Below are 23,032 nucleotides of genomic sequence, written 5' to 3'. Positions count from 1 at the left end.
TGGCAGCTTGAGGAGCCCCATTCGTGATCCATCCGGTCATCCTGTGCGGCGGTCAGGGAACCCGCCTCTGGCCCCTGTCGCGCAAGAGCTATCCCAAGCAGTTTTCCGCCCTCACCGATGGCGAAGACAGCCTGTTCCAGGCCACCGCGCGCCGCCTTTCGGGCCAGGGTTTCGCGCCTCCCGTGGTGATGACCAGCAGCGATTACCGTTTCATCGCGACCCAGCAACTGGCTGAGGCCGGGATCGACCCCGGCGCCGTGCTGATCGAACCCGCCGGGCGCAACACCGCGCCCGCGGTTCTGGCCGCCGCGCTACATTTGCTGGCGACCTGTGACGAGGATGAACCGCTGATGCTGGTCTCCCCCTCCGATCACGCCATCCCGGATGGTTTGAGCTTTCGCGCCGCCGTGTTCCAGGGCGCCAAATCCGCCCGCGCGGGCCAGCTGGTAACCTTCGGCATAATGCCTGACCGGCCGGAGACCGGCTATGGCTACCTTGAACTCGGCAGCCCGCCCGAACATCCCGGCGAAGTGGTGGAGCTTGCGCGTTTCGTCGAAAAGCCCGATCCGCAGACCGCCGAGTGCATGGTCGCCTCGGGCAATTACCTGTGGAACGCGGGGATTTTCCTCTTTTCCGCCCGTGCCATCGTCACCGCCTTCCAGACCCACGCGCCCGAGATCATCGCACCGGTTGAGGCCGCCCTCGACAAGGCGCAGCCCGACCTGGGCTTCCTGCGTCTGGCCCCCGACGCCTGGGCGGGCGCCGAGGACATCAGCCTCGACTACGCGATCATGGAGCGCGCCGCGAATATCGTCGCAGTCCCCTACGCGCGCGGATGGTCTGACCTGGGCAGCTGGGACGCGGTCTGGCGCGAGGGCGATCTGGATCAGTCCGGCACCGTCACCTCCGGCCCCGCGCGGGGGGTGGATTGCGAAAATACCCTGTTGCGCGCCGAGGATGAGAACCAGGCGTTGGTGGGGCTCGGCCTGCGCAACATCGCCGCCATCGCCATGCCCGACGCGGTGCTGGTCGCGGACCTTGATCGCGCCCAGGACGTGGGTCGGCTGGTCAAGCTCATGACCCGCGAGAAGGCCCCGCAGGCGCAGGGTTTCCCGGTCGAACATCGCCCCTGGGGCTGGTTCGAAAGCCTGGTCGCGGGTCCGCGCTTTCAAGTGAAGCGCATCGTGGTGAACCCAGGCGGGCGGCTGAGCCTGCAACGCCATCTGCACCGGTCTGAACATTGGGTCGTGGTCGAAGGCTCGGCCCGGGTGACCGTGGGGGACGAGGCGCGTCTGGTGGCCGAAAACGAAAGCATCTACGTGCCCGTCGGCACCACCCATCGCCTTGAAAATCCTGGAAAACTCCCCGTGGTGATCATCGAGGTGCAGACCGGCTCCTACCTGGGTGAGGATGACATAGAGCGCCAGGACGACATCTATGCCCGCGACCCGGAGGGCGGGGCGTGATCGACCCGCTTGGCTTCCGAGAATACGACGCGCGCTGGGCCTATCCCACGGGCATCGACCTCGATGGCATGGAGCTCCTGGGCCTCTCCCTCGGCACCCAGATGGCGCGCCATGGCAAGCGTTCGGTCGTGGTCGGCAGTGACTACCGCAGCTATTCTGAGGACGTGCGCGAGGCGCTGATCCGCGGGCTGGTGCGGGCTGGGGCGCGGGTGTTGGACATCGGCATGTCCCTCTCCCCCATGGCCTATTTCGCGCAAGGCCACCTGGGTGCCGACGCGGTCGCCATGGTCACCGCCAGCCACAATCCGAACGGCTGGACCGGGGTCAAGATGGGGCTGGACTATCCCGTCACCCACGGCCCGGAGGAGATGGCCGAACTGCGCGATATTGCCCTGAACGGGCAGGGGCGCGCGGCCCCCGGCGGCACGGTCGAACAGGTCGACGGCATCCGCGCAGCGTATCTCGATGACCTGGTCGGCACCTTCCACCTGACCCGCCCCCTGCGCGTCACCTGTGCCACCGGAAACGGCACCGCAGGCGCCTTCGCGCCGGAGCTTCTGGCCCGGATCGGCGCCGAGGTGATCCCTCTCCACACCGATCTGGACTGGGACTTCCCCAATTACAATCCCAACCCGGAAGCGCTTGAAATGCTTCATGATATGGCCGCCGCCGTGCGCACGCACCACGCCGACCTGGCGCTGGGCTTCGACGGCGACGGCGACCGCTGCGGTGTGGTGGACGAGGCGGGGGAAGAGGTCTTTGCCGACAAGGTCGGCCTGATGCTCGCCCGCGACCTGGCGCCCCTGCATCCGGGTGCCAAGCTGGTGGTGGATGTAAAATCCACCGGGCTTTACGCCACCGACCCGGTGCTGGCCGCCCATGGCGTGACCACCGAGTATTGGAAGACCGGCCACAGCCACATGAAACGCCGGGTGCGCGACACCGGCGCATTGGCAGGGTTCGAGAAATCGGGGCATTACTTCCTGGCCGACCCGATCGGCCACGGCTACGACTGCGGGCTGCGCGTGGCGGTGGAGATCTGCCGCATGCTCGACCGCAATCCGACCCGCAGCTTCGCCGACCTCGCCCGTGCCCTGGGCCAAAGCTGGTCCAGCCCCACCATGTCGCCCCATTGCCCGGACGATCAGAAATACGGTGTGGTGGACCGCATCAGCGCGCGGCTCAAATCCCTCACCCACCTCGCCGGTCGCCGCATCACCGACGTGATCACCGTCAACGGCGCGCGGGTGCAGCTCGACACCGGCGCCTGGGGCCTGATCCGCGCGTCATCGAACACGCCCAATCTTGTGGTGGTGTGTGAGAGCATGACCTCCTACGATGAGCTTTATCAGATTTTTACCGCGTTGGACTGGATCCTGCGCGACGAGCCGTCGGTCGGCGCCTATGACCAGCAGCTCGCACCGATTGAAGGGGCAGAGGCATGACACGGGTTTTCATCACCGGCACCGCGGGCTTCATCGGCTTCCACCTGGCGCGGCTGCTTTTGGACGAGGGCATGGTGGTGCACGGGTTCGACGGCATGACCGATTATTACGACGTCAGCCTGAAACAGCGCCGCCATGCGATGCTGCACCAGAAGCCGGGCTTTACCGCCACCGAGGCGATGCTGGAAGACGGCACCCGGGTGCAGGACGCGGCCGAGGCCTTCCAGCCCGACGTGATCGTGCACCTCGCCGCCCAGGCGGGCGTGCGCTACTCTCTCGAAAACCCACGCTCTTACGTGGACGCCAACCTGATCGGCACGTTCAACGTGATGGAGGCCGCGCGGCTCACCAAACCCCGCCACCTGCTGATGGCCTCGACCAGTTCGGTCTATGGCGAAAATGAAAAGATCCCCTTTGCCGAGGTGGACAAGACCGATGCGCCGCTGACCATCTATGCCGCGACCAAGAAGGCGAATGAGGCGATGGGCCATTCCTATGCCCATCTGTGGGACATTCCGACCACGATGTTTAGGTTCTTCACCGTCTACGGCCCCTGGGGGCGGCCCGACATGGCGCTCTACAAGTTCGTCGATGCGATCCTGGATGGGCGGCCGATTGACATCTACAACCACGGCGACATGTGGCGCGACTTTACCTATGTCGATGATCTGGTGCGCGCGATCCGGCTGCTGATGGACGTGGCCCCCGTGCGCCCGGACAGTGCGGCAGATATCGAGGAAGGCGACAGCCTGTCACCCTCTGCGCCCCATCGCATCGTCAATATCGGCAATTCCGACAAGGTGCGGCTGCTCGATTTCGTTGACGCCATCGAGGACGCCCTCGGCCAGAAAGCCACCCGCAACTACATGGAGATGCAGCCCGGCGACGTGCCCGCCACCTGGGCCGATGCGGAACTGCTCAAACGCCTGACAGGCTATGCGCCCCAGACCGATTTCCGCGACGGGGTCGGGCGCTTTGTCGCCTGGTTTCGCGACTATTACGGCAAGTAGGGGGATGATCGCCAAACCCGGGACGCAGGACGCGCCCCGGGTCGGTTGTGTCAGCGTCGCGCCGGGTCAGGCCTCGTTCACCTTGGTCGAAGGCGAGGCCAGCGAAATGCTGGAGGTCACGAAGTTCGACACCGGCACTTTCAGGTTGTACTTGCCCGAGGTCGACCCGGTGGTGACCCGCTGTTTCACCGCCAGCGGATCGACGCGCATCGACACGCCGGTGAACCAGACGCTGTGCCCGGTGCCGGTGTCCGGATGGCCCGACCAACCGCCCGAGCGGTTCGAGAAGTTGGGCAGCCAGAAGGGGCGCACGGCGGCGGTGCCCGGCGGGAAGTTGTCGACATTGTTGGTGCCCGACAGGTCGACCCCGCCGATGTGATCGGTGGTGCGATACCAGGTATCGGTCGTGGGCACGTAAAGCGCGGTGTAAAAGCTGTAGCGCAACGTGGTCACGCTGTCCGAGTTGGCAATCGCCGTGCCCACGGGCCAGGTGCCGCCCGCATCATCCGGGTTGCCCAGCGAGGCGGGCAGGGGCTGGTTCAGCGTCACCACATGGGTGGTCTTGTTCACCTGGCCCAGATCGAACAGCCCATATTCCACCAGGCGCGAGTAATGCGTATAGGCGCGCCCCTGGCTGTCCTTGTAGCCGAAGATCGTCACGCCACGCTGCGACGTGCCCGACGTGCTTTCGTTCCAGCCCGAGGCATCGGTCAGCGTGATCGTGGTGTCGCCGGGGCTCAGGGGCGCGGCCAGCGTGGTCATGCTGTCGGTGCCGCTGTGGCGGTAGCGCATGTAATGCTGGCTCTTGATCTCTTCGCCATCGGCGTCGAAGAAATAAAGCCCCATGTAATGGCGGTGCCGATCCTCGTTCGAATAGGCCGACCAGTCGCCCGGCGCGCCTTCCTGCATCACGTAGCTTTCCAGGCGATAGATCAGGTTCGGATCGACCGGCACCGTCTCGGTCATGCCGGTCTGGCCCGGGTAATGCCCGTCATAGCGGAAGGCGGCGGGCAGGTTCGGTGCATGGGTGGGGTCGTAGGCGAAGCCGGACGGATAGTTGTAATTCGTGCCCAAGAGGCCGGTGGCATTGGTCACCAGGCCTGGACGTTGCGAGGCGATATAGGTGGTGTTGACCAGGGGGCCGTCGCCGAACTCGGTCGGGGTCAGCCCGTCGACACCCGACGGGAAGGTGACCACGCCTGTGGCCGCATCGGCGACCAGCGATTGATTGAAGGTGCTGCCATCGGCGCTGACCTTGATCTGGAAGTCGTCGTCGCCGACCGTGCCCATCTCGGCGCGGCCCGACCAGTTGGTCTGGAACAGCAGGCTCGCGGTGTCAGTGTCAGCGGCCTTGTTCACCTTGACCTGATGGCCGTTGCCCTCATGCGTGAGCAGCGTGTTTGGCGCCGAGACTGCCAGGCGGTTGGTCGCATCCGCCGTGGTGTTGATGCCCACGTGGTCGAGGTTCTGCAGATCGCCCGCACCCCCCGCCTGGACCCAGGTTGCGCCGTCCCAGGCCTGCAGCTGGTCGACGTTCTCGACCCAGGCCAGCCAGCCGCTGTTCGGCGCCAGGAAGCTCCAGGCGGCGTCGTTCCACACGGCAATCTTGCCGTCCTCACCGGCCCAGTCACCGGTCGCACCTGCGGGCAGCAGGTAACGGTCGCCATCCGCCGGCGTGGCGGGCGGGTCGGTCTGGTCGGCGGCGATGACGCTCAGCTGCACGACACTGTCGAGGATGCGCAGCGCCTCGTTATGTGTGACATGCTTTTGCGCCTGCGATGCCTGAAGGTAAGGCAGGGAAAGTTTGGCGGAATTGTCGGACATGAAGGCCCCCGGACTGCGGATTGAAATTCCCGCAAACCATTGGCGAAAACCTTTACCAAGCGTTTACCCTACCGTGCGCAGGGTGGCGGTGCAGGGGCCGACCCATCCGCAGAACCCTGCGCAGAGATGTAAAACCGCTGGCTTTTGCCAGGGCGCACTAGGTATGAAGGGGGAACCAAACTTGCGAGGCGCATTCGGACAGGACATGGTGTCAGCCCCCAATCCCGATTTTGACCCGAAGTCCGGCGTGTTGCCCGGGACGGTGGCGCGCTCAAGCGTCAGCGCTGTTGCACGCCGTACCCTGGATGTTGTCGTGGCGCTCGCGATCCTCCTGCCGACCAGCCCGTTTTTGCTTCTGGCTGCCCTGGGGATTCGCCTCTCTTCGCCCGGCCCGGTTCTGTATCGCTCACAGCGGATCGGACAGGACGGCAAGCGGTTTGCCATCCTCAAGCTGCGCACGATGCACGCGGGCGGCCCGCGTGGCTCCTTCCTGGTGGTTCAGGATGACGCCCGTGTCTTCGCCCTGGGCTGGTTTCTGCGCAAGACCCGCATTGATGAACTGCCGCAGCTTCTGAATGTGCTGGGCGGGCAGATGTCGCTTGTCGGCCCGCGCCCCCGTGTCCCCGAGGTGATCGAGCGGTTCTATACGCCGGAAATGCGCCGCTCGCTGGCGCACCGTCCGGGCCTCACCAGCCCCGGCACGCTCTATCAACTGACGCTGGAACGCGCGCCCGGCTCGGAAACCGGCCTCTCGGACGAGGACCGCTATGGTGCCGAGCTGCTACCGCGTAAGGTCGCCATTGATCTGGACTATTTCGACCGGGCCACCCTGCGCAGCGATCTGGCTGTGATCGCCCTGACCGCGCGGTTCCTCGTGTGTCGTGCCTCCGGCCGTCCGCTGGACCTTCCTCCGGAGTTTACCGGCGACCTCCCCAAGACGTGATGCTGCGCTACCTGACGACCCTCATTTCCCGCGGGAAAGGCACCGGTCCCGGCAGCGATGGCCACGTCATATCAGCCCCCTTGGCACCGGAACGCCCGGTTCTGGCCGTGGGGGACATCCACGGCTGCGCGCGCCCCTTCACCACCCTCCTGGACCGCTACACCAGGCTGCAAGAAGATCCGCGCCTGGCCGGTCTCGCCCTCGTCCTGCTGGGTGACATGGTCGACCGTGGCCCCGACAGCCGCGCGGTGCTGATCCGCGCTCGCGATATGACCCGGGCCATGCCGGAGGATGTGATCTGCCTTACCGGCAATCACGAGCTCATGTTGCTCGACTTCATCGACGATCCCCTGGGGCGGGGCCTGCGCTGGCTGGCCTTCGGCGGGGCCGAGACACTGTCCAGTTTTGACATCCCGCCCCCCTCGCACAAGAAGGACCCCGACCGGATCATGGCAGTGGCTGACCAGCTGGAACAGGCGCTGCGTGCCGAGGGGCTGCTCGATTGGCTGCGCGTCCTGCCGGACCGCTGGTCCACTGGCAACCTCGCCTGTGTGCACGCCGCCATGGCCCCCGACCAGCCGCTGGATCGCCAAAACCGCCGCCACCTATGCTGGGGCCACCCCGACTTCGCCCGCCAACCGCGTACGGACGGGCTTTGGGTCGTGCATGGCCATACGATCTCGCCAAAGCCCATCTGCGCGGTGGGGCGCATCGCGCTGGACACCGGCGCCTTTCAGGGCGGCCCGCTGAGCGCCGCGCTGCTGACCCCGGGCCAGTGCCGGTTCCTCCAGGTCTGAAGGCCCGCACACTGGAGCCGTCACCTTCGCGCATCCATGGCGGGAAACCTCGCCTTAGAGGCGACGAATCCTTGAAACACATCGCCGTATACGAAACACAGGTTGGTACAGATGACTGGGGGATTCTGTTGTGAAACGATTTTTGCTGCCGGTGGTCCTGGGCCTTCTGACGGCTTGCGGATCGGCCTATGTGCTGCCCAAGGTGGATGTGAAGGATGACAGTGTCGATGTCATCCGCCTGACGCCCGAGGCGGTGTCGATTGCCAACGCTTCGGCCTATGTCCCGCGCGAACTGCCTGCCGTGTTCTTCCAGAACGCGGGCGCGGGCGGCGGCATGCGCGGCATCGGCGCCCTGCCGCCCGGTGCGACCGAGGCTCCGGGCCGCCCAGGTGCTGCCGAAACCCGCCTGCCGCCCGCGACCAACCCCGGTCCCTACCGCATCGGCGTGGGCGACGTGCTGCTGTTGGCCACCCCCTCCGGCGCCTCCACGGTCGAGGAACTGTCAGGCCTTCTGGCCGCCCAGAACCGCCGCCAGGGCTATACGGTTCAGGATGACGGCGCCATCGCCATCCCGGACGTTGGCCGCATCATGCTTGGCGGCATGACCCTGGAAGAGGCTGAGGCCGCGCTGTTCCAGGCCCTGGTCGAGAACCAGATCGACCCCTCCTTCAGCCTCGAAATTGCCGAGTTCAACTCGCAGCGCGTCGCCGTGGGCGGCGCGGTCGGCAAACCCACCGTGGTGCCCGTGGCCCTGGCCCCGCTGACGCTGGAACAGGCGCTGCTGGCCGCCGGTGGCATCTCCGCCGCTGACCGCGATTACGCCACCATTCGTATTTTCCGCGAGGGCACGATCTACCAGATCCCGCTCAATGCCTACCTGACCGACCCCGGGTTGCAGAAGACCCGGCTGGTGGCGGGCGACAGCCTCTTCGTCGACACCGAATACGACTACGTCAGGGCCCGGGCCTTCTTCGAGGAGCAGATCAAGCTGGGCGATTACCGCCGGGCACAGCGCAAGGCGGCGCTGGACGAGCTTGAGACCGAAGTCACCCTGCGCCGCGCCGCCCTGTCCGAGGCGCGCGCGAATTACCAGGCACGTGTTGAACTGGACGGGGTCGAACGCGACTATGTCTATCTGGTTGGCGAGGTCGAACGCGCCAGCCGGTTTGCGCTGCCCTTCGGCCATCAGGCCACCCTGGCCGATGCGCTGTTTGACCGGGCGGGCTATTCGTCCGAGACGGGGGATCCGCGCCAGATCTACGTGCTGCGCGACATGGATGGCGACGGGCAGGTGACCGCCTGGCACCTGGACGCCAGCAACGCGGCGAACTTCCTGCTGGCCACCCGGTTGGAGATGCGCCCGAATGACATCGTCTTCATCGCCGAACAGCCGATCACCAGCTGGAACCGCATGATCCGCCAGTTCGTGCCAAGCCTGATCAACGCCGGGGTTTCGGCGACGAACTGACCTTCGATCTCCGCGCTAACGGGTGTAAGGGCTCCGGAATACATCCGGGGCCTTTTGTTTTTTTATCAACATATTGCGCTACGTATCTCATGTGATCGACAGCAGGGTGCATACCTACCTCGCCGCAGTGCGGCGTATTTTCCATTTGCCGAAACCGGTTTCGGAACTGACCCTGTGAGTCGTCGGGAGGACCCAGATGACGCAATTCAGCGCTGAAAAAAACACGTTCAGACCCGCCCGCAAACGGGTGACGATCAGCCAGTTGGCGGATGCGCTAGGCCTGACCAAGGGCACGGTCAGCCGGGCGTTGAACGGCTATCCCGACATCTCGGACAGCACCCGCCAGCGGGTCGAACGCCAGGCCGAACGCATGGGCTATCGCCCGCTGGGCCAGGCGCAGGGGATCCGCACCGGGCGCACCCGCTCGCTGGGCCTGGTGCTTCAGATGAACGTGCATGACGCGCAGCGCCCGTTCCTGGCGGATTTCATCGCTGGCATCTCGCAGACCGCGGCCGAGGAAAACTGGTCGCTCTCCGTTGCCACCGCCGGGTCGGAGGCGGAAATGCTCGACGCGATGGAGCGTCTGATCGACGAGCGCAAGGCGGATGGCTTCATCCTGCCGCGCACCATGGTTGACGACGCCCGCGTGGCGCTCTGCCGGACCAACGACGTGCCCTTCGTTCTGTTCGGGCGCACCGGCGATATGACCGGCTGCGCCTGGTATGACATCCTGGGAGAGGATGCGATGGAGGAGGCGGTGTTGCGCCTTGCCTCCCTCGGCCACCGCCGCATCGGCTTCGTCAACTCCGACCTCGACTACAACTACGCAGTGCTGCGCGACGAGGGCTTTCGCACCGGCATGGCCCGCGCGGACCTGGAGCTGGACGAGGGGCTGATCCGCCACGGCTGCATGACCCCCGCGCAGGGCGAACGCGCCACGCTCGACATGCTGGATACGCCGACCCCGCCCACCGCGCTGGTCTTCGCCACCGACAATGCGGCGCTGGGCGCCTATGCCGCCTGTTCGAAACGCGGCCTCAAGGTGGGCCAGGACCTGTCGATCATTTCCTATGACGGCGCGCCGGAAAGCGGCTTTACCGATCCGCCGCTGACCACCTTCGACGTCGATACGCGGCTGGCGGGCGAACGGCTCGCAGCCCTTCTGATCGCCGCCGTGCGCGGCGCGGATCCTGAAACCCTGCGCGAGGCGGGCCATGCGCGCCTGCTGCGCCGTGGCTCGGACGGTCCCGCGCCCCTCTGAACGACCCGGTTCCCCGGCATACCCGGGCGACCCAATCAACATATGTGACTGATACCTGGGAGGACAACACATGACACGTCACACGAAAACCGCCACCCGCTTGATGTTGGGATCGGCCATGGCGCTGGGGCTTTCCGCTCTGGCCGCCCAGGCCGACATCCGCTTCTGGACCACCGAAGAACAGCCCGAACGCCTGGCCAAACAGGAGGAAATGGCCGCCGCCTTTGCCGCCGAAAGCGGGGTAAACGTCGAGGTGATCCCGGTCACCGAAAGCGAGCTTGGCACCCGCGCCACCGCCGCCTTTGCTGCCGGTGACCTGCCCGACGTGATCTATCACCCGCTGCAATACGCGCTGCCCTGGGCCGAGGCGGGCATCCTGGACACCGACGCCGCCACCGAAGTGATCGAGGCGCTGGGCGCTGCCAGCTTCGCCCCGGGCGCCATCGCCATGGCCGCGGTCGAGGACGGAACCGCTTCCGTGCCCGTCGATGGCTGGACCCAGATGATCGTCTATCGCAAGGACCTGTTCGACAGCATGGGGCTGGCGGCCCCCACCAGCTATGACGCCGTGCGCGCGGCAATTGCCAAGCTGCACAACCCGCCCGGCATGTACGGTTTCGTCGCCGCGACCAAGGTGGACGAAAACTTCATGTCCCAGGTGCTGGAGCACGTCTTCCTGTCCAACGGCGTCAGCCCCGTCGGCACTGACGGCTTCAAGCCGCTGGAAGAAGGCCCGACCATCGAAGTGCTTGAATTCTATCGCGATATCGCCAAGGCTTCGCCCCCGGGCGAGCTCTATTGGAAACAGTCGCGCGAGCTCTATTTCGCCGGTCAGGCGGCGATGATCATCTGGTCGCCCTTCATCCTCGACGAACTCGCGGGCCTGCGCGACAGCGCCCCGCCCACGATCAACGATGACCCGACCTCGCGCGATCTGGCGGGCATGACCGGCATCGTCACCACCTTCTCGGGCCCGTCCAACGCCGATGGCGCGGCCTGGGGCGATGTGCGCTACTTCGGCATCACGGCGGACGCCAATACCGACGAGGCGATGGACTTCGTGCAATATTCGATGGACGCCGGTTACACCGCGACGCTGTCGATCGCGCCCGAAGGCAAGTTCCCGGTGCGTCGCGGTAATGCCGACAGCGCCACCGCCTTTGTCGAGGCCTGGTCGATGCTGCCGGTGGGCGTGGACCGCAAGGCGCCGCTGTCCGACCTCTACGCCCAGGAAATGATTGATGAAATCGTCGGCGGGCTCGATGTGGCGCAGCGCTGGGGCGTGGCCGAGGGGCAGCTGGGGCTGGCCTCCAAGATGATCAACTCCCAGGCCATCAACCGCGTCGTGCGCCAGTTCATCGATGGCGAACTGGACGGCCCCGCCGCCGTCGCCGCGATGAATGATGAGCTGTCGAAGATCAACTGATCTTCGTCCTCCCCGAGGGGCGGGTTTCTGCCCCTCGGTTCCCAAGGATATGACCTCATGACCTCTGTCTCACCTCCCACAGGGCAGGGCCCGCTGGCCCGCCGCGAGGCGCGCCTCGCCTGGAGCCTGCTTCTGCCCACGCTGACCGCCGTCTTCCTGGTGGTCGCCCTGCCTCTGCTTGCCGTGTTCTGGATCAGCTTCAAGCCGGTGCAATTGGCCGACCTGCGTGCCCCCGTGCCGATCGTCAAGGAAAGCCTGCGCGGCCGTCCGAAAGTGGCAGGCGACGAGGGGGAATGGGAGTTCCGCCTGCGCAATTCCTCCCCCAAGGCGCTGATCTCCGGGGTGACCTTCACCGACGTGCTGCCCGAGGGGCTGACCCTGGGCGCCGTACCCGAGCCCTGCACCATCACCGGCCAGCAGCTTACCTGTGACTTCGGCGACCTGGAAGGCGGGCAGCGTCACCGGATCAGGATCCCCGTGACCCTCACCACGGACGCGCCAGACGTCGCGGCCACCGAGCCGACCGTCACCGGCAGCGCCGACAACATCCTGACAAACTTTACCTTTTCCCTGGAGAACTTCGCCCGCATCTTCGATGGGGACGAGTTCTGGCACGTGCTCTACGTGACGCTCTTCTATACGATCTTCGGCACCATCGGCGCGCTGGTCATGGGCCTCTTTGCCGCGATGCTGCTGAACAAGAGCTTCCGCGGCCAGGGCATCCTGCGTGGCCTCTACCTGTTCCCCTACGTGGCCCCGGTGATCGCCGTCGCCTTTACCTGGGTCACGCTGTTCGATCCGTTCTCGGGCTCCGCCAACGCGCTTTTGGTGCAGATGGGCGTGGTCGAGACCCCGATCAACTTCTTCGGCCAGCGCCCGCTTGCCCTGATCATGGTCACGGTGTTCGAGATCTGGCGCTATTTCCCGCTCTCCTTCCTGTTCATCCTGGCGCGGATGCAGTCGATCGATACGGACATGTACGAGGCTGCGGACATGGACGGCGCGTCACCGTTCCAGAAGTTCTGGTATCTCAGCCTGCCGATGCTGCTAGGCATCCTCTCGGTCCTGTTCCTGCTGCGCTTCATCTGGACCTTCAACAAGTTCGACGACATCTTCCTGCTCACGGGGGGCAACGCGGGAACGCGCACCCTGACGGTGAATGTCTATGAACAGGCTTTTGCCGTGTCGAACATCGGCGCAGGCGCGGCGGTGGCCGTGGTCATCTTCGCCTGTCTGATCGGCTTTTCCGTCTTCTTCTTCAAATACATGAGCCGGGAGGAAGGGCTATGAGCCTGCTGCGCCACGGATATGTCACCGCGCCCATCATCGGAGCGCTCTGGGCCTTTACCATCGCTGTCTCGGTGGGTGTCGTGCTTTCCTTCTCCACCGGCGAGGCCTTCCGCCCCTCGCTGCCCTTCTCGCTGATCTACGGCGCCCTCGGCGGGGTCGCGGCGCTGCACCTCAGCCGCTGGCCGCTGACCGGTGCGCTGACCGCGCTGGCGCTCGTGGTGGGTTTCATCGGCATCGGTCCCATCGCCACCTCGAACGGGGCAGGGGGCACGGTGCTGGCGGCCCTCCTGATGGGCCTGCTCACCGGTCTGCCGCTCGCCAAGATCCTCGGTGATCTCCACACCGGCGCGCTCACCCGCCATGAGTTCGAAGAGGCGGTCATTCGTTTCCTCACCGGCTTCGGCTACATCTTCTTCACCGCCATCGTCGGGATCCCCTTCTATGTCATGGTGATGACCAGCCTGAAATCGCAGCAGGCGCTGCTGCAGAACCCGCTCGATTTCACTCTGGAGCTGTCCAAGGGCTGGGACCTGTTCCGCAGCTATGTCGAGCTGTTCCGCGACTTCAACTTCGGCAGCTACCTATGGACCAGCTTTGTCGTCTCGGTGATGACCGTCGCGATCACGCTGGCCTTCTCGGTGCCCGGCGCCTATGCGGTCGCGCGGTTGCGCTTCCGGGGGCAGGCGATGATGGGCCGCTCGATCCTGCTCATCTACATGGTGCCGATGATCGTCTTGGCCCTGCCGATCTACATCGCCTATTCGATGACCGGCCTCAGGAACTCCATCCTCGGCATCATCCTGATCTACCCGGTCACCACCATCCCGGTCGCGCTCTACATGCTCCAGGGCTATTTCCGCGGACTTCCGGCCGAGATCGAGGAGGCAGGCCTGATGGACGGGCTGTCGCGCCTTGCGGTGATCTGGAAGATCACCCTGCCGCTCAGCCTGCCCGCGCTGGCCTCTGTCGCGCTCTACGTCTTCATGATCGCCTGGAACGAGTTCCTGCTGGCCTTCATGCTGCTGGACGATCCGTCGAAATTCACGCTCACCCGCGGGGTGGCAATGCTGAACAGCTCGGAAATTCCGCGCCAACACCTGATGGCCGGGGCGGTGATCGCCACCCTGCCGATCATGGCGCTGTTCCTGGGGCTCGAGAAATTCATGACGCGCGGCCTGACGGCCGGGGCGGTGAAAGGATGAAGGACATGGCTGATTTCTCCATGCGCGATGAAGAGGCCCGCGCGATCCTGCGCGGCAATGATCGGGGTGGCTATACGGTGCCCACCGAGGGGCTCTACCCCTATCAATGGAACTGGGACAGCGCCTTTGCCGCCTGGGGGTTTGCGAGCTTCGACATCCCCCGCGCCTGGGCCGAGCTGGAGACGCTCTTTACCGGCCAATGGGCGGACGGCATGGTGCCGCATATCCTGTTTCACCAGGCCGATCCGGGCTATTTCCCCGGCCCGGACGTCTGGGGTGGCACCGGCCCGCTGCCGTCGTCAGGTGTGTCCCAGCCGCCGGTCGCCGCCACCTTTGCGCGCAAGATCTTCGAGGCTGATCCGGAACGGGGCCTCACCCATATCCGCGTCCTCTTTCCCAAGCTCAAGGCTTGGCATCGCTGGTTCATGGACTGGCGCTCGGATGATCACGGTGCGATCTGCATTACCCACCCCTGGGAGGCCGGTCGCGACAATGCGCCCGACTGGGACGGCGCCATGGCCTCGATCGACCCCACCGGCGTGCAGCCCTATGTGCGCCGCGACACCTCGCACGTGGACCCGCACATGCGCCCGACCAAGTATGATTACGACCGCTATATCTGGCTGGTGGAACAGGGGAAATCCGTCGGCTGGGATCAGGTAAAGCTGAAGGAAATCAACCCCTTCCGCGTTGCTGACCCGACGATGAGTTTCATCCTGCTGCGCGCCAATCGCGACCTGCGGGCCATGTCCGAGCTGCTGGGCGAAGACCCGACCGAGATCGACACCTGGATCACCCGGGGCGAGGAAGGCGCCGCCAGCCTCTGGAACCCCGGCATCGCCAGCTACGACGCCCGCGACACCCGCTCCGGCGCCTGGTCCGGCTGCGTCTCCAACGCCTCCTTCCTGTGCTGGTATGGCGGCGTGAACGATACCCGCATGGCACCACAGTTCGACCGGGTCATGGACCTCTGCCGCTACGGGTTGCCCAGCCATGACCCATCCTCGCCCAAGTTCGACAGCCAACGCTACTGGCGCGGCCCGACCTGGGCCATCGTCAACACGCTCATCGGCCTGGGGCTGGAGGAGGCCGGCGAAGACGCCCGCGCCGCCCGCCTGCGCGACCACACCGCGCGCGCCATCGCCGACAACGGCTTTGCCGAATATTTCGACCCGCTGGACGGCACGCCCGCTGGCGGGGGAACCTTTACCTGGACCGCGGCCGTCTGGCTTGCCTGGGTCCGCAAAGAAGGGGGTGCCTGATGGGCTCCATCACGTTGAAATCAGCCGAGAAATGGTTCGGCGAGTTGCAGGTCATCAAGGGCGTGGACCTTGAAATCCAGGATGGCGAGTTCGTCGTCTTCGTCGGCCCGTCGGGCTGTGGCAAATCCACCCTCCTGCGCATGATCGGCGGGCTGGAAGAGACCTCGTGCGGCCAGATCCTGATCGACGGTGGGGACGTCACCGACCAGCCGCCCTCGAAACGCGGCCTGACCATGGTGTTCCAAAGCTACGCGCTTTATCCGCACATGTCCGTGCGCGACAACATGGGGTTTTCGCTGAAGACCGCCGGTGCACCCAAGGCCGAGATCGACCAGAAGGTCATGAAGGCCGCCGAGGTCCTGAAACTCGAACCCTATCTGGACCGCCGCCCCAAGGCGCTTTCCGGCGGGCAACGTCAGCGCGTCGCCATCGGCCGCTCTATCGTGCGCGACCCCACGGCGTTTCTGTTCGACGAGCCGCTGTCGAACCTCGACGCCGCCCTGCGCGTCGAAATGCGCTATGAGATCGCCAAGCTGCATCAGCGGCTCAATTCCACCATGATCTACGTCACCCATGACCAGGTCGAGGCGATGACCCTGGCCGACCGCATCGTGGTGCTGGAGTTCGGCGTGATCGCACAGGTCGGCACCCCCCGCGAGCTTTACGAGAACCCGGCGAACCTCTTCGTCGCGCAGTTCATTGGCAGCCCGAAGATGAACGTACTGCCCTGTGCCACGTCCGGCGGGCAGTTCCAGCTCGAAGGTGGGCGCAGCGGTGCGTTTGATCGCGCGGGCATGGCCACGCAGATCGGTATCCGCCCCGAACACATTGATCTGCTGTCGCCCGGCGAGGGGCACTGCGATGGCACCATCGACGTGGTCGAGTATCTGGGCGCGGACAGCTATGTTATCGTGGACGCGGGCTTGCTCGGGCAAATCACCGTACGCGCCCATGGCGATATCGACCTCAGTCCCGGCCAGCCGGTTGGCCTGGGCTTTCACGAGGGGCGGCGTCACTTCTTTGATGCACAGGGCAAGGCCCTGCCTAAAGGATAGGCCGGGCCTAAACGAAAAATTCACTTGTGGCTGCCAGTTTCGGCGCAATTGACCCATTTAGGTGGACGGGTCATCTGACTCCCATTGCTTGCCGGGATCCGGCAGGCCGGGCCTCCGTCCATCGGTCTTGTGCCAAACTGGAGATGCCTGATGCGTTTTCTCAACAAATTCCCGATTTCGGTGAAATTGCCGGTGTTCATGGTGTTCCTGGTCGCGCTGGCGGCCGGGGGGTCGGGCTTCGTGTCCTATCAATCCGAACGCCAGGCCCTGCGAACACAGGCCGAAACCCTGCTGACCACGATCCGCAGCGGGCGTGCCGACAACCTGTCCGAACAGTTCCGCCAGAACGAGGCCGACCTGCGCGTCGCCGCCTCGCGTACCGCCACGGCGCGCGCGGCGTCGAGCTTCTCGCGCGGCTGGCGTGTGATGGGCCAGGAACAGATGGAGACCCTGCAAAGGCTCTATATCACCGAAAACCCGAACCCGGTGGGGGAGAAACAGAACCTCGATTGGGCGGGTGATGACAGCACCTATTCGACCGTGCACGCCCAGGCCCATCCCGAGTTTCGCGCGCTTCAGCAGAACTACGGCTACTATGATGTCTTTCTGTTCGATACCGAAGGCAACCTGGTCTATTCGGTCTTCAAGGAGGTCGATTATGCGACCAACCTGCTGACCGGCGAATGGAAGGACAGCGGCTTGGCACGCGCCTATCGGGCGGCCAGCGAGCTGCCTGAAGACGGCATCGCGTTTGAGGATTTCGCGCCCTACGGCCCGTCCAACATGGCGCCCGCCAGCTTCCTGGCCACGCCGCTTCTGGATCGCCAGGGCAAACGTGTCGGGGTTCTGGCCTATCAGCTGCCCACCGAAACCGCCTCTCTTGTGATCAACCAGCCCAACGGCCTGGGCGAAACCGGCGAGGCCTATCTGGTCGGTCCCGACGGGCTGCTGCGGTCGAACTCGCGTTTCTCGGACGAGGTCCTGGTCGGCCTGGTTGAGGCCGGAACCGAAGCCGCCAGGCGCGCCATCGCTGGGGAGAGCGGCACGATGGACGCCATCGGGCGCAGCGGCAATCCCGTCATCGTCGCCTATCAGCCGATCGAGGTCTTCGGTCAGACCTGGGGCATCGTGGTCGAGCAGGACCAGGCCGAGGTCTTTGCCCATGCCAGCGAACTCATGCGCGGCCTGATCCGTGACGGGTTGCTGATCATCCTCGGCGTGTCCGTCCTGGCCTTCCTGTTCTCGCGCAGCCTGTCGCGCCCGCTTGATCGGCTGACCGAAACGATGGAGGCGGTCTCGAACAACAACTTCGAGGTCGAGATCCCGGCAACCGGTCGCGGGGACGAGATCGGTGGCATGGCCAATACCCTCTCGCGTTTCCGTGACAAGCTGATCGAGGCCGAAAAGGTGCAGTTTGAAAGCCGTTTCCGCGGCGCGGCCTTCTCCGGGTCATCCGCGGCGATCATGATGGTGAACAGTGACCTCGACATCATGCATGTGAATGACACGGTGAAGGGGCTGCTCGAAAAATACGAAGACGAGTTCCGCTCGGTCGTGCCCGATTTCGACAGTTCCACCGTGGTTGGACGCTGCATTGACGAATTCCACCCGACCGGTCTGCGCGAACGGGTGCGCGAGATCCTCGCCGATCCCGCGAACCTGCCCTACAAGGCCAATATCGCCCTGGGGGACGTGCGCCTGTCGCTGGATATCACTGCGGTGGATGACGAGAAGGGTGATCAGATCGGCTTCGTGGTCGAATGGCTCGACGTGTCGAAGGATTACATGAACCAGGCGCTTCTGTCCTCGATTGACGCCAACCAGGTCAAGGCCGAGTTCTCGCTCCAGGGCGAATTGATCGACGCCAATGACCTGTTCTGCCAGACCATGCATGCGGGGCTGGATACGCTGGTGGGCCGCAAGGGCACCGAGGTGTTCCGCTTCGATGACGAAATGGCGGCCGAACGCGGTGCGGTGTTTGATCGTCTGACCGCCGGGCAATCGGTCTATGGCCGGTTCGAGCTGCCGCGCCCGGATGGCAGCATCGCCGTCATCGAAGGGGGCTTTGCCCCGGTGGTGGACAATCACGGCAAGGCCCTGCGCATTGTGCTTCTTGGCAATGATGTGACCGAGGCGCGGCGGGCGATTGAGGCGGCGGAGGCGCAGCGGGCCGAGATGGAGGCGGCGCAGACCCAGGTGGTTGACGCGCTGCGCGTCGGGCTCGGGCAGCTGTCGGACGGCGATCTGACCGCGCGGATTGATGATGCGTTTTCAGCGGATTACGAACAGTTGCGGCTCGATTTCAACCAGGCGGTCGACAAGCTCCTGGGGGCGATGCGCGGGGTGATCGAGAACGCGGGCCTGATCAATGGTGAGGCGTCGGAGATCTCGAACGCCGCCGACGACCTGTCCCACCGCACCGAAAAACAGGCCGCCACGCTGGAGGAAACCGCCTCGGCGCTGGACGAGCTGACCAGCTCGGTGCGCTCGGCGGCCGATGGCGCGACCCATGCCAACGAGGTGGTGGAAGGGGCGCGCAAGAATGCCGAGGCTTCCGGTGAGGTGGTGCGCGAGGCGGTCGGCGCGATGGGCGAGATCGAAAGCTCGTCCAAGCAGATCTCGAAGATCACCGGCGTGATCGACGACATTGCCTTCCAGACCAACCTCTTGGCGCTGAACGCAGGGGTCGAGGCGGCCCGCGCGGGCGAGGCCGGGCGCGGCTTTGCGGTGGTGGCCTCCGAGGTGCGGGCGCTGGCGCAGCGCAGCTCGGACGCGGCGCGCGAGATCAATGAGCTGATCTCGGCCTCCGGCGGCCATGTGAAACGCGGGGTTGAGCTGGTTGACCAGGCCGGTTCGGCCCTGGCGGGCATCGTCGACAGCGTGACCGAGATCAGCCGCAACGTGTCGGAGATCGCCGTGTCGGCGCGCGAGCAGAGCTCCGGCCTGGCCGAGATCAACGCGGCGGTGAACCAGCTGGACCAGGTGACCCAGCAGAATGCGGCCATGTTCGAGGAAACCACGGCCGCGAGCCATGCGTTGACCCGCGAGGCGGAAACGCTGACCCAGACCATGGCGCGGTTCCGCACCGGCGAAGACATACAGGCCAGCGCCGAAGTGGTTACGCCCGCCGCCTTCACCAGCCGCCGCGACCCGGCCGAGGCCGCCCCGGCGCCCCAACCTCCGGCCCCGGTCCAGGCAATCACCGCAACCGCAACCGCCACCGCCGCTTCGGCCCCGGTCGAAGACCAGATCGAAGACGACGCCGACGACGGGTGGGACGACTTCTGACGGTGGCGGCCAGGCGAAAATGAACAAGGGCCGCGGTGGGATCACCGCGGCCCTTGTCGATCACCGGGTCGATCACGGGGTCGATCACTGGCCCCAAAAAAGAATTTTGGCGCCTCTCTCGTGACAGGGTCACCGGGGGTACATCATTTCACCGCGTTGGCGCAGTCCAGGAAAGATGTGCCGAGGGCTTCCAGCATGTTGCCATACAGTGTCTCGCCCAAGTCCTGATGGCTGCCCAGCGGGTCCAGTTCCAGCAGAACGACATCCATTCCGTCCAGCATCGCCGCGGTGGCTTTCTGGTCGAGCTGCGGTTCGCTAAACAGGCACAGTTTGCCCAGCGGCTCCAGCGTTGCGTGCAGTTCGGCAACATGGGCAGCCGACGGGCTGGCAGCATCGCTCAGTCTGACATGGCCGGTCAGCGGGACATGGAACCGCGCGGCGAAATGGCCATAGGCCTCGTGCGCGGTGACAAGAGCGGGGAATTCGGCGGATTCGAGGCGTTCTTCAAGCTCATGCAGCTGGTGTTCCAGCGCCGCCGCCGCCGCCGCCGCGTTCTCGCGATAAGTCGCGGCATGGTCCGGGTCGATCTCTGCCAGTTCTTCGGCAATGGCGGTCAGCCAGATGACGCCGTTCTCCGGGTCCAGCCAGGCATGCGGGTCCAGCCCGTCATGGCTGTGCCCATGGTCGTCATGCCCTGCGTGCTCCTCGTGATCGCCATGGTCCTCGTGATCCCCATGGTCCTCGTGGTCGCCGTGATCCTCGTGATCGGCATGGTCCTCGTGATCGCCGTGGTCTTCGTGATCACCATGATCCTCGTGGTCACCATGGTCTTCATGATCACCATGATCTTCATGGGCCTCTGCCTCACCGTCGAAATTCCGGTTCAGCGTCGCGGGCAGGTCCAGCAGCGGCATGGAGTGTTCCGGGCTCAGCCCTTCCAGCGCGCGTTCAAGCCAGGGGGTGAGCTCCGGCCCGATCCAAACAAGAAGGTCTGCCTTGTCCAGGCTGCGCGCCTGGCTCGGGCGCAGCTGCATGTGATGCGGGCTGGTGCCCTGGTCGGTCAAAAGCTCGGGGCTGCCCACGCCCTTCATCACCTGCGCTACAAGGGAGTGAACCGGCGCAATATCGGTCACGACCCGGGGCGCGTCGGCCAGCAGGGGCAGGGGCAGAAAAGCCAGCGGAAAGGCCAGCTTGAAGGCGCGTTTTGTCATCTGAGGGTCCTCGTTTTTCCGGTTGGACTGCTTGTGCTTTCGAGTGTGATGTTATATTATCACGCTCATGAAGAGGCAAGAGACAAACGCGTTCCATTCGCATGACCACACCGCCTGCTCGCGCGACGCCCTGGCCGAGGCCGAACGGGTCTGTGCCGAGAAGGGCGCGCGCCTGACACCGGTGCGTCGGCGCACGCTGGAAATCCTGTTGGAAGGGCACCGGGCGCTCGGCGCCTATGACGTGCTGGAACGCTTGTCCGCCGAAGGTTTCGGCCACCAGCCGCCGGTCGCCTATCGGGCGCTGGATTTCCTGGTTGAACACGGGCTGGTGCATCGTATCCGCCGCCTCAACGCCTTTGCCGCCTGCGCCCATCCGGGCGAAAATCACGCGCCGACTTTCCTGATTTGCCGCGCCTGCGACAGTGTGGCTGAAGCGCCCGGAGACATGATTCGCGCCGCTGCCGATGAGGCCGCCCTTGCAATGGGGTTCGAAATTGAGCGATTGAGTGTTGAAGCCCTGGGGCTGTGCCCCGCCTGCAAGGACGCTGCATGACATTGATTTCAGCTGAGAACCTCGGATTCGATCCGGGGGGAGGCCCGATTCTGCGGGGTGTGGATTTTCATATCCACCCCGGTGAGATCGTGACCATTGTCGGCCCGAACGGGTCCGGCAAGTCGACCCTGTTGCGCCTGCTCCTGGGCGTCTTGCCCGCCAGCACCGGCCGGGTTGTGCGTCAGACCGGGCTGCGCGTGGGCTATGTGCCGCAGAAATTGGCCATTGACGCGAGCCTTCCGATGTCCGTCGACCGGTTCCTGCAATTGCCCGGCCGTCATCCGGAGGCTGAACGCCGCCAGGTCATGGCCGATGTTGGTATCGAGGGGCTGGAGCGCCGGTCGCTGACTGCCCTGTCCGGCGGTCAGTTCCAGCGCGTGCTGCTGGCCCGTGCGCTGTTGACCCAGCCCGAGATTCTGGTGCTGGACGAGCCCACGCAGGGGCTGGACCAACCGGGCGAAGCCGCTTTCTATCAGTTGATTGAGCGGCTCCGGGCGGATACGGGCTGCGCGGTGTTGATGGTCAGCCATGATCTGCACGTGGTCATGGCGGCCTCGGACCGGGTCATCTGTCTGAACGGCCATGTTTGCTGCGAAGGCACGCCCCATGTGGTGCGTGAGGCGCCCGAGTATCGCGCGCTGTTCGGCCATGGGACCGGTGGTGCGCTGGCGCTGTACCAGCACGAGCATGATCACGGGCATGACAACGGACATGACCATGCCCACGCAGACGGAGAGGCCTGCGACCATGCTTGACGATTTCCTGGTTCGCGCTGCCCTGGCCGGGGTTGGCCTGGCGCTGGCCACCGGCCCCCTTGGCAGTTTCGTGGTCTGGCGCCGCATGGCCTATTTCGGCGATGCGACCGCCCATGCGGCAATTCTGGGCGTGGCCCTGGCGATGCTTTTTTCCGTGCCGGTGACGGCGGGCACGCTGTTCACTGCGCTGGCAATGGCGCTGGCGGTGGGGTTCCTGTCCACCCGTGGTCATTCGATGGATGCGGCGCTTGGGGTGCTCAGCCACGGGGCGCTGGCGCTCGGGCTGGTGGCGATCAGCTTCGTGCCCGGGGTGCGGGTCGACCTGGCCGCCTTCCTGTTTGGTGACATTCTTGCGGTGACCCGCACGGACCTTGCGGTGATCTGGGGCGGGGCGGGTCTGGTGCTGGCGCTGCTCACCTGGCGCTGGTCGCGCCTGTTGACCGCGACGCTCAGCCCGGATCTGGCGGCGGCCTCCGGCATTCGTGCGGATCGCGAGGGGCTGGTGCTGACGCTCAGCCTCGCCGTGGTGGTTGCCGTGGCCCTCAAGGTGGTCGGCGCGCTGCTGATCGCCGCCATGCTGATCATCCCGGCCTCGGCCGCGCGCAGCCTGGCGCCGACGCCGGAACGCATGGCGGTCATGGCGGTCGTGGTCGGCGCGGTTTCGGCGCTGTCCGGCTTGTGGATGTCGCTGGAAATGGACACGCCCGCAGGCCCTTCGATCGTCGTTGCCGCCGGCGTTCTCTTTGCCATCTCGACTTTGTTCCGGCGCACTTGAC

The 23,032-nt window shown here is 65.3% G+C and carries 18 protein-coding genes; 16 read left to right on the top strand and 2 right to left on the bottom strand.

Features of this window, described 5'->3' with window-relative positions; translation table 11 throughout:
* Window positions 1-23 precede the first annotated feature (23 nt).
* From ACO07D_RS20900 to ACO07D_RS20890, 3 genes are read left to right on the top strand one after another with little or no spacing between them, the layout of a single operon-like run.
* Entirely contained in the window at window positions 24-1,466 is a 1,443-nt protein-coding gene (locus ACO07D_RS20900) for a mannose-1-phosphate guanylyltransferase/mannose-6-phosphate isomerase (protein WP_421704860.1), read from the top strand.
* Window positions 1,463-2,911 carry a phosphomannomutase/phosphoglucomutase gene (locus ACO07D_RS20895; RefSeq protein WP_421704859.1) on the top strand — a complete coding sequence of 483 codons (1,449 nt, stop codon included), beginning with the start codon at window positions 1,463-1,465 and terminating at the stop codon, window positions 2,909-2,911. The genes ACO07D_RS20900 and ACO07D_RS20895 overlap by 4 nt, the downstream gene beginning before the upstream one ends.
* Window positions 2,908-3,921 carry an NAD-dependent epimerase/dehydratase family protein gene (locus ACO07D_RS20890; protein WP_421704858.1) on the top strand — a complete coding sequence of 338 codons (1,014 nt, stop codon included), beginning with the start codon at window positions 2,908-2,910 and terminating at the stop codon, window positions 3,919-3,921. Before ACO07D_RS20895 ends, ACO07D_RS20890 begins: the two co-directional genes overlap by 4 nt.
* Window positions 3,922-3,987: 66 nt before the next feature.
* Here ACO07D_RS20890 and ACO07D_RS20885 read toward each other — a convergent pair whose 3' ends face one another.
* Complete coding sequence (locus tag ACO07D_RS20885) at window positions 3,988-5,745, bottom strand: DUF2793 domain-containing protein (protein WP_421704857.1); 1,758 nt, start codon at window positions 5,743-5,745, stop codon at window positions 3,988-3,990.
* 205 nt (window positions 5,746-5,950) lie between these two features.
* Between ACO07D_RS20885 and ACO07D_RS20880 the strand changes: the two genes are divergently transcribed.
* From ACO07D_RS20880 to ACO07D_RS20835, 10 genes are all read left to right on the top strand, one after another.
* Complete coding sequence (locus ACO07D_RS20880; RefSeq protein ID WP_421704856.1) at window positions 5,951-6,688, top strand: sugar transferase; 738 nt, start codon at window positions 5,951-5,953, stop codon at window positions 6,686-6,688.
* Window positions 6,689-6,768: 80 nt separating this feature from the next.
* The gene (locus ACO07D_RS20875; RefSeq protein ID WP_421704855.1) at window positions 6,769-7,485 is read left to right on the top strand and encodes a metallophosphoesterase; all 717 of its coding nucleotides are present in this window, start codon (window positions 6,769-6,771) and stop codon (window positions 7,483-7,485) included.
* 130 nt (window positions 7,486-7,615) lie between these two features.
* A complete protein-coding gene (locus ACO07D_RS20870; protein ID WP_421704854.1) occupies window positions 7,616-8,953 on the top strand; it encodes a polysaccharide biosynthesis/export family protein in 1,338 nt (445 codons plus the stop codon).
* A 196-nt stretch (window positions 8,954-9,149) separates the two neighbouring features.
* A complete protein-coding gene (locus tag ACO07D_RS20865) occupies window positions 9,150-10,214 on the top strand; it encodes a LacI family DNA-binding transcriptional regulator (protein ID WP_421704853.1) in 1,065 nt (354 codons plus the stop codon).
* Window positions 10,215-10,284: 70 nt separating this feature from the next.
* Window positions 10,285-11,640: an ABC transporter substrate-binding protein gene (locus ACO07D_RS20860; RefSeq protein WP_421704852.1), complete on the top strand. Its 1,356-nt coding sequence runs from the start codon at window positions 10,285-10,287 to the stop codon at window positions 11,638-11,640.
* Between the two features lie 57 nt (window positions 11,641-11,697).
* Window positions 11,698-12,930, top strand: coding sequence for a carbohydrate ABC transporter permease (locus tag ACO07D_RS20855; protein WP_421704851.1), 1,233 nt, complete (start codon window positions 11,698-11,700; stop codon window positions 12,928-12,930).
* Entirely contained in the window at window positions 12,927-14,132 is a 1,206-nt protein-coding gene (locus ACO07D_RS20850) for a carbohydrate ABC transporter permease (protein WP_421704850.1), read from the top strand. The genes ACO07D_RS20855 and ACO07D_RS20850 overlap by 4 nt, the downstream gene beginning before the upstream one ends.
* Before the next feature lie 5 nt (window positions 14,133-14,137).
* Window positions 14,138-15,394 carry an MGH1-like glycoside hydrolase domain-containing protein gene (locus ACO07D_RS20845; RefSeq protein WP_421704849.1) on the top strand — a complete coding sequence of 419 codons (1,257 nt, stop codon included), beginning with the start codon at window positions 14,138-14,140 and terminating at the stop codon, window positions 15,392-15,394.
* Window positions 15,394-16,449: an ABC transporter ATP-binding protein gene (locus tag ACO07D_RS20840; protein WP_421704848.1), complete on the top strand. Its 1,056-nt coding sequence runs from the start codon at window positions 15,394-15,396 to the stop codon at window positions 16,447-16,449. The genes ACO07D_RS20845 and ACO07D_RS20840 overlap by 1 nt, the downstream gene beginning before the upstream one ends.
* Before the next feature lie 150 nt (window positions 16,450-16,599).
* Window positions 16,600-19,737: a methyl-accepting chemotaxis protein gene (locus ACO07D_RS20835; RefSeq protein ID WP_421704847.1), complete on the top strand. Its 3,138-nt coding sequence runs from the start codon at window positions 16,600-16,602 to the stop codon at window positions 19,735-19,737.
* A gap of 143 nt (window positions 19,738-19,880) precedes the next feature.
* On the opposite strand, the gene ACO07D_RS20830 is transcribed toward ACO07D_RS20835, so the two are convergent.
* Complete coding sequence (locus tag ACO07D_RS20830) at window positions 19,881-20,948, bottom strand: metal ABC transporter solute-binding protein, Zn/Mn family (RefSeq protein WP_421704846.1); 1,068 nt, start codon at window positions 20,946-20,948, stop codon at window positions 19,881-19,883.
* Between the two features lie 67 nt (window positions 20,949-21,015).
* Between ACO07D_RS20830 and ACO07D_RS20825 the strand changes: the two genes are divergently transcribed.
* The 3 genes from ACO07D_RS20825 to ACO07D_RS20815 are packed head-to-tail and all read left to right on the top strand — an operon-like array spanning window position 21,016 to window position 23,031.
* The gene (locus ACO07D_RS20825; RefSeq protein ID WP_421704845.1) at window positions 21,016-21,501 is read left to right on the top strand and encodes a Fur family transcriptional regulator; all 486 of its coding nucleotides are present in this window, start codon (window positions 21,016-21,018) and stop codon (window positions 21,499-21,501) included.
* Window positions 21,498-22,256 carry an ATP-binding cassette domain-containing protein gene (locus ACO07D_RS20820; protein ID WP_421704844.1) on the top strand — a complete coding sequence of 253 codons (759 nt, stop codon included), beginning with the start codon at window positions 21,498-21,500 and terminating at the stop codon, window positions 22,254-22,256. The genes ACO07D_RS20825 and ACO07D_RS20820 overlap by 4 nt, the downstream gene beginning before the upstream one ends.
* Window positions 22,249-23,031: a metal ABC transporter permease gene (locus ACO07D_RS20815; protein WP_421704843.1), complete on the top strand. Its 783-nt coding sequence runs from the start codon at window positions 22,249-22,251 to the stop codon at window positions 23,029-23,031. Before ACO07D_RS20820 ends, ACO07D_RS20815 begins: the two co-directional genes overlap by 8 nt.
* The last annotated feature ends 1 nt before the right edge of the window (window position 23,032 follow it).

It is taken from the genome of Aliiroseovarius sp. (genome assembly GCF_965228805.1).
Classification (GTDB): Bacteria; Pseudomonadota; Alphaproteobacteria; order Rhodobacterales; family Rhodobacteraceae; genus JASBTN01.
The sequence above is the reverse complement of the archived record's forward strand: the minus strand, read 5'-3'. Positions and strand labels throughout refer to the sequence as shown.

Coding starts and splice junctions, on each gene's coding strand:
- ACO07D_RS20865 (WP_421704853.1), top strand. CDS start 9,150: ATGACGCAATTCAGCGCTGAAAAAAACACGTTCAGACCCGCCCGCAAA.
- ACO07D_RS20885 (WP_421704857.1), bottom strand. CDS start 5,745: ATGTCCGACAATTCCGCCAAACTTTCCCTGCCTTACCTTCAGGCATCG.
- ACO07D_RS20830 (WP_421704846.1), bottom strand. CDS start 20,948: ATGACAAAACGCGCCTTCAAGCTGGCCTTTCCGCTGGCTTTTCTGCCC.
- ACO07D_RS20835 (WP_421704847.1), top strand. CDS start 16,600: ATGCGTTTTCTCAACAAATTCCCGATTTCGGTGAAATTGCCGGTGTTC.
- ACO07D_RS20840 (WP_421704848.1), top strand. CDS start 15,394: ATGGGCTCCATCACGTTGAAATCAGCCGAGAAATGGTTCGGCGAGTTG.
- ACO07D_RS20890 (WP_421704858.1), top strand. CDS start 2,908: ATGACACGGGTTTTCATCACCGGCACCGCGGGCTTCATCGGCTTCCAC.
- ACO07D_RS20855 (WP_421704851.1), top strand. CDS start 11,698: ATGACCTCTGTCTCACCTCCCACAGGGCAGGGCCCGCTGGCCCGCCGC.
- ACO07D_RS20845 (WP_421704849.1), top strand. CDS start 14,138: ATGGCTGATTTCTCCATGCGCGATGAAGAGGCCCGCGCGATCCTGCGC.
- ACO07D_RS20880 (WP_421704856.1), top strand. CDS start 5,951: ATGGTGTCAGCCCCCAATCCCGATTTTGACCCGAAGTCCGGCGTGTTG.
- ACO07D_RS20820 (WP_421704844.1), top strand. CDS start 21,498: ATGACATTGATTTCAGCTGAGAACCTCGGATTCGATCCGGGGGGAGGC.
- ACO07D_RS20815 (WP_421704843.1), top strand. CDS start 22,249: ATGCTTGACGATTTCCTGGTTCGCGCTGCCCTGGCCGGGGTTGGCCTG.
- ACO07D_RS20825 (WP_421704845.1), top strand. CDS start 21,016: ATGAAGAGGCAAGAGACAAACGCGTTCCATTCGCATGACCACACCGCC.
- ACO07D_RS20850 (WP_421704850.1), top strand. CDS start 12,927: ATGAGCCTGCTGCGCCACGGATATGTCACCGCGCCCATCATCGGAGCG.
- ACO07D_RS20860 (WP_421704852.1), top strand. CDS start 10,285: ATGACACGTCACACGAAAACCGCCACCCGCTTGATGTTGGGATCGGCC.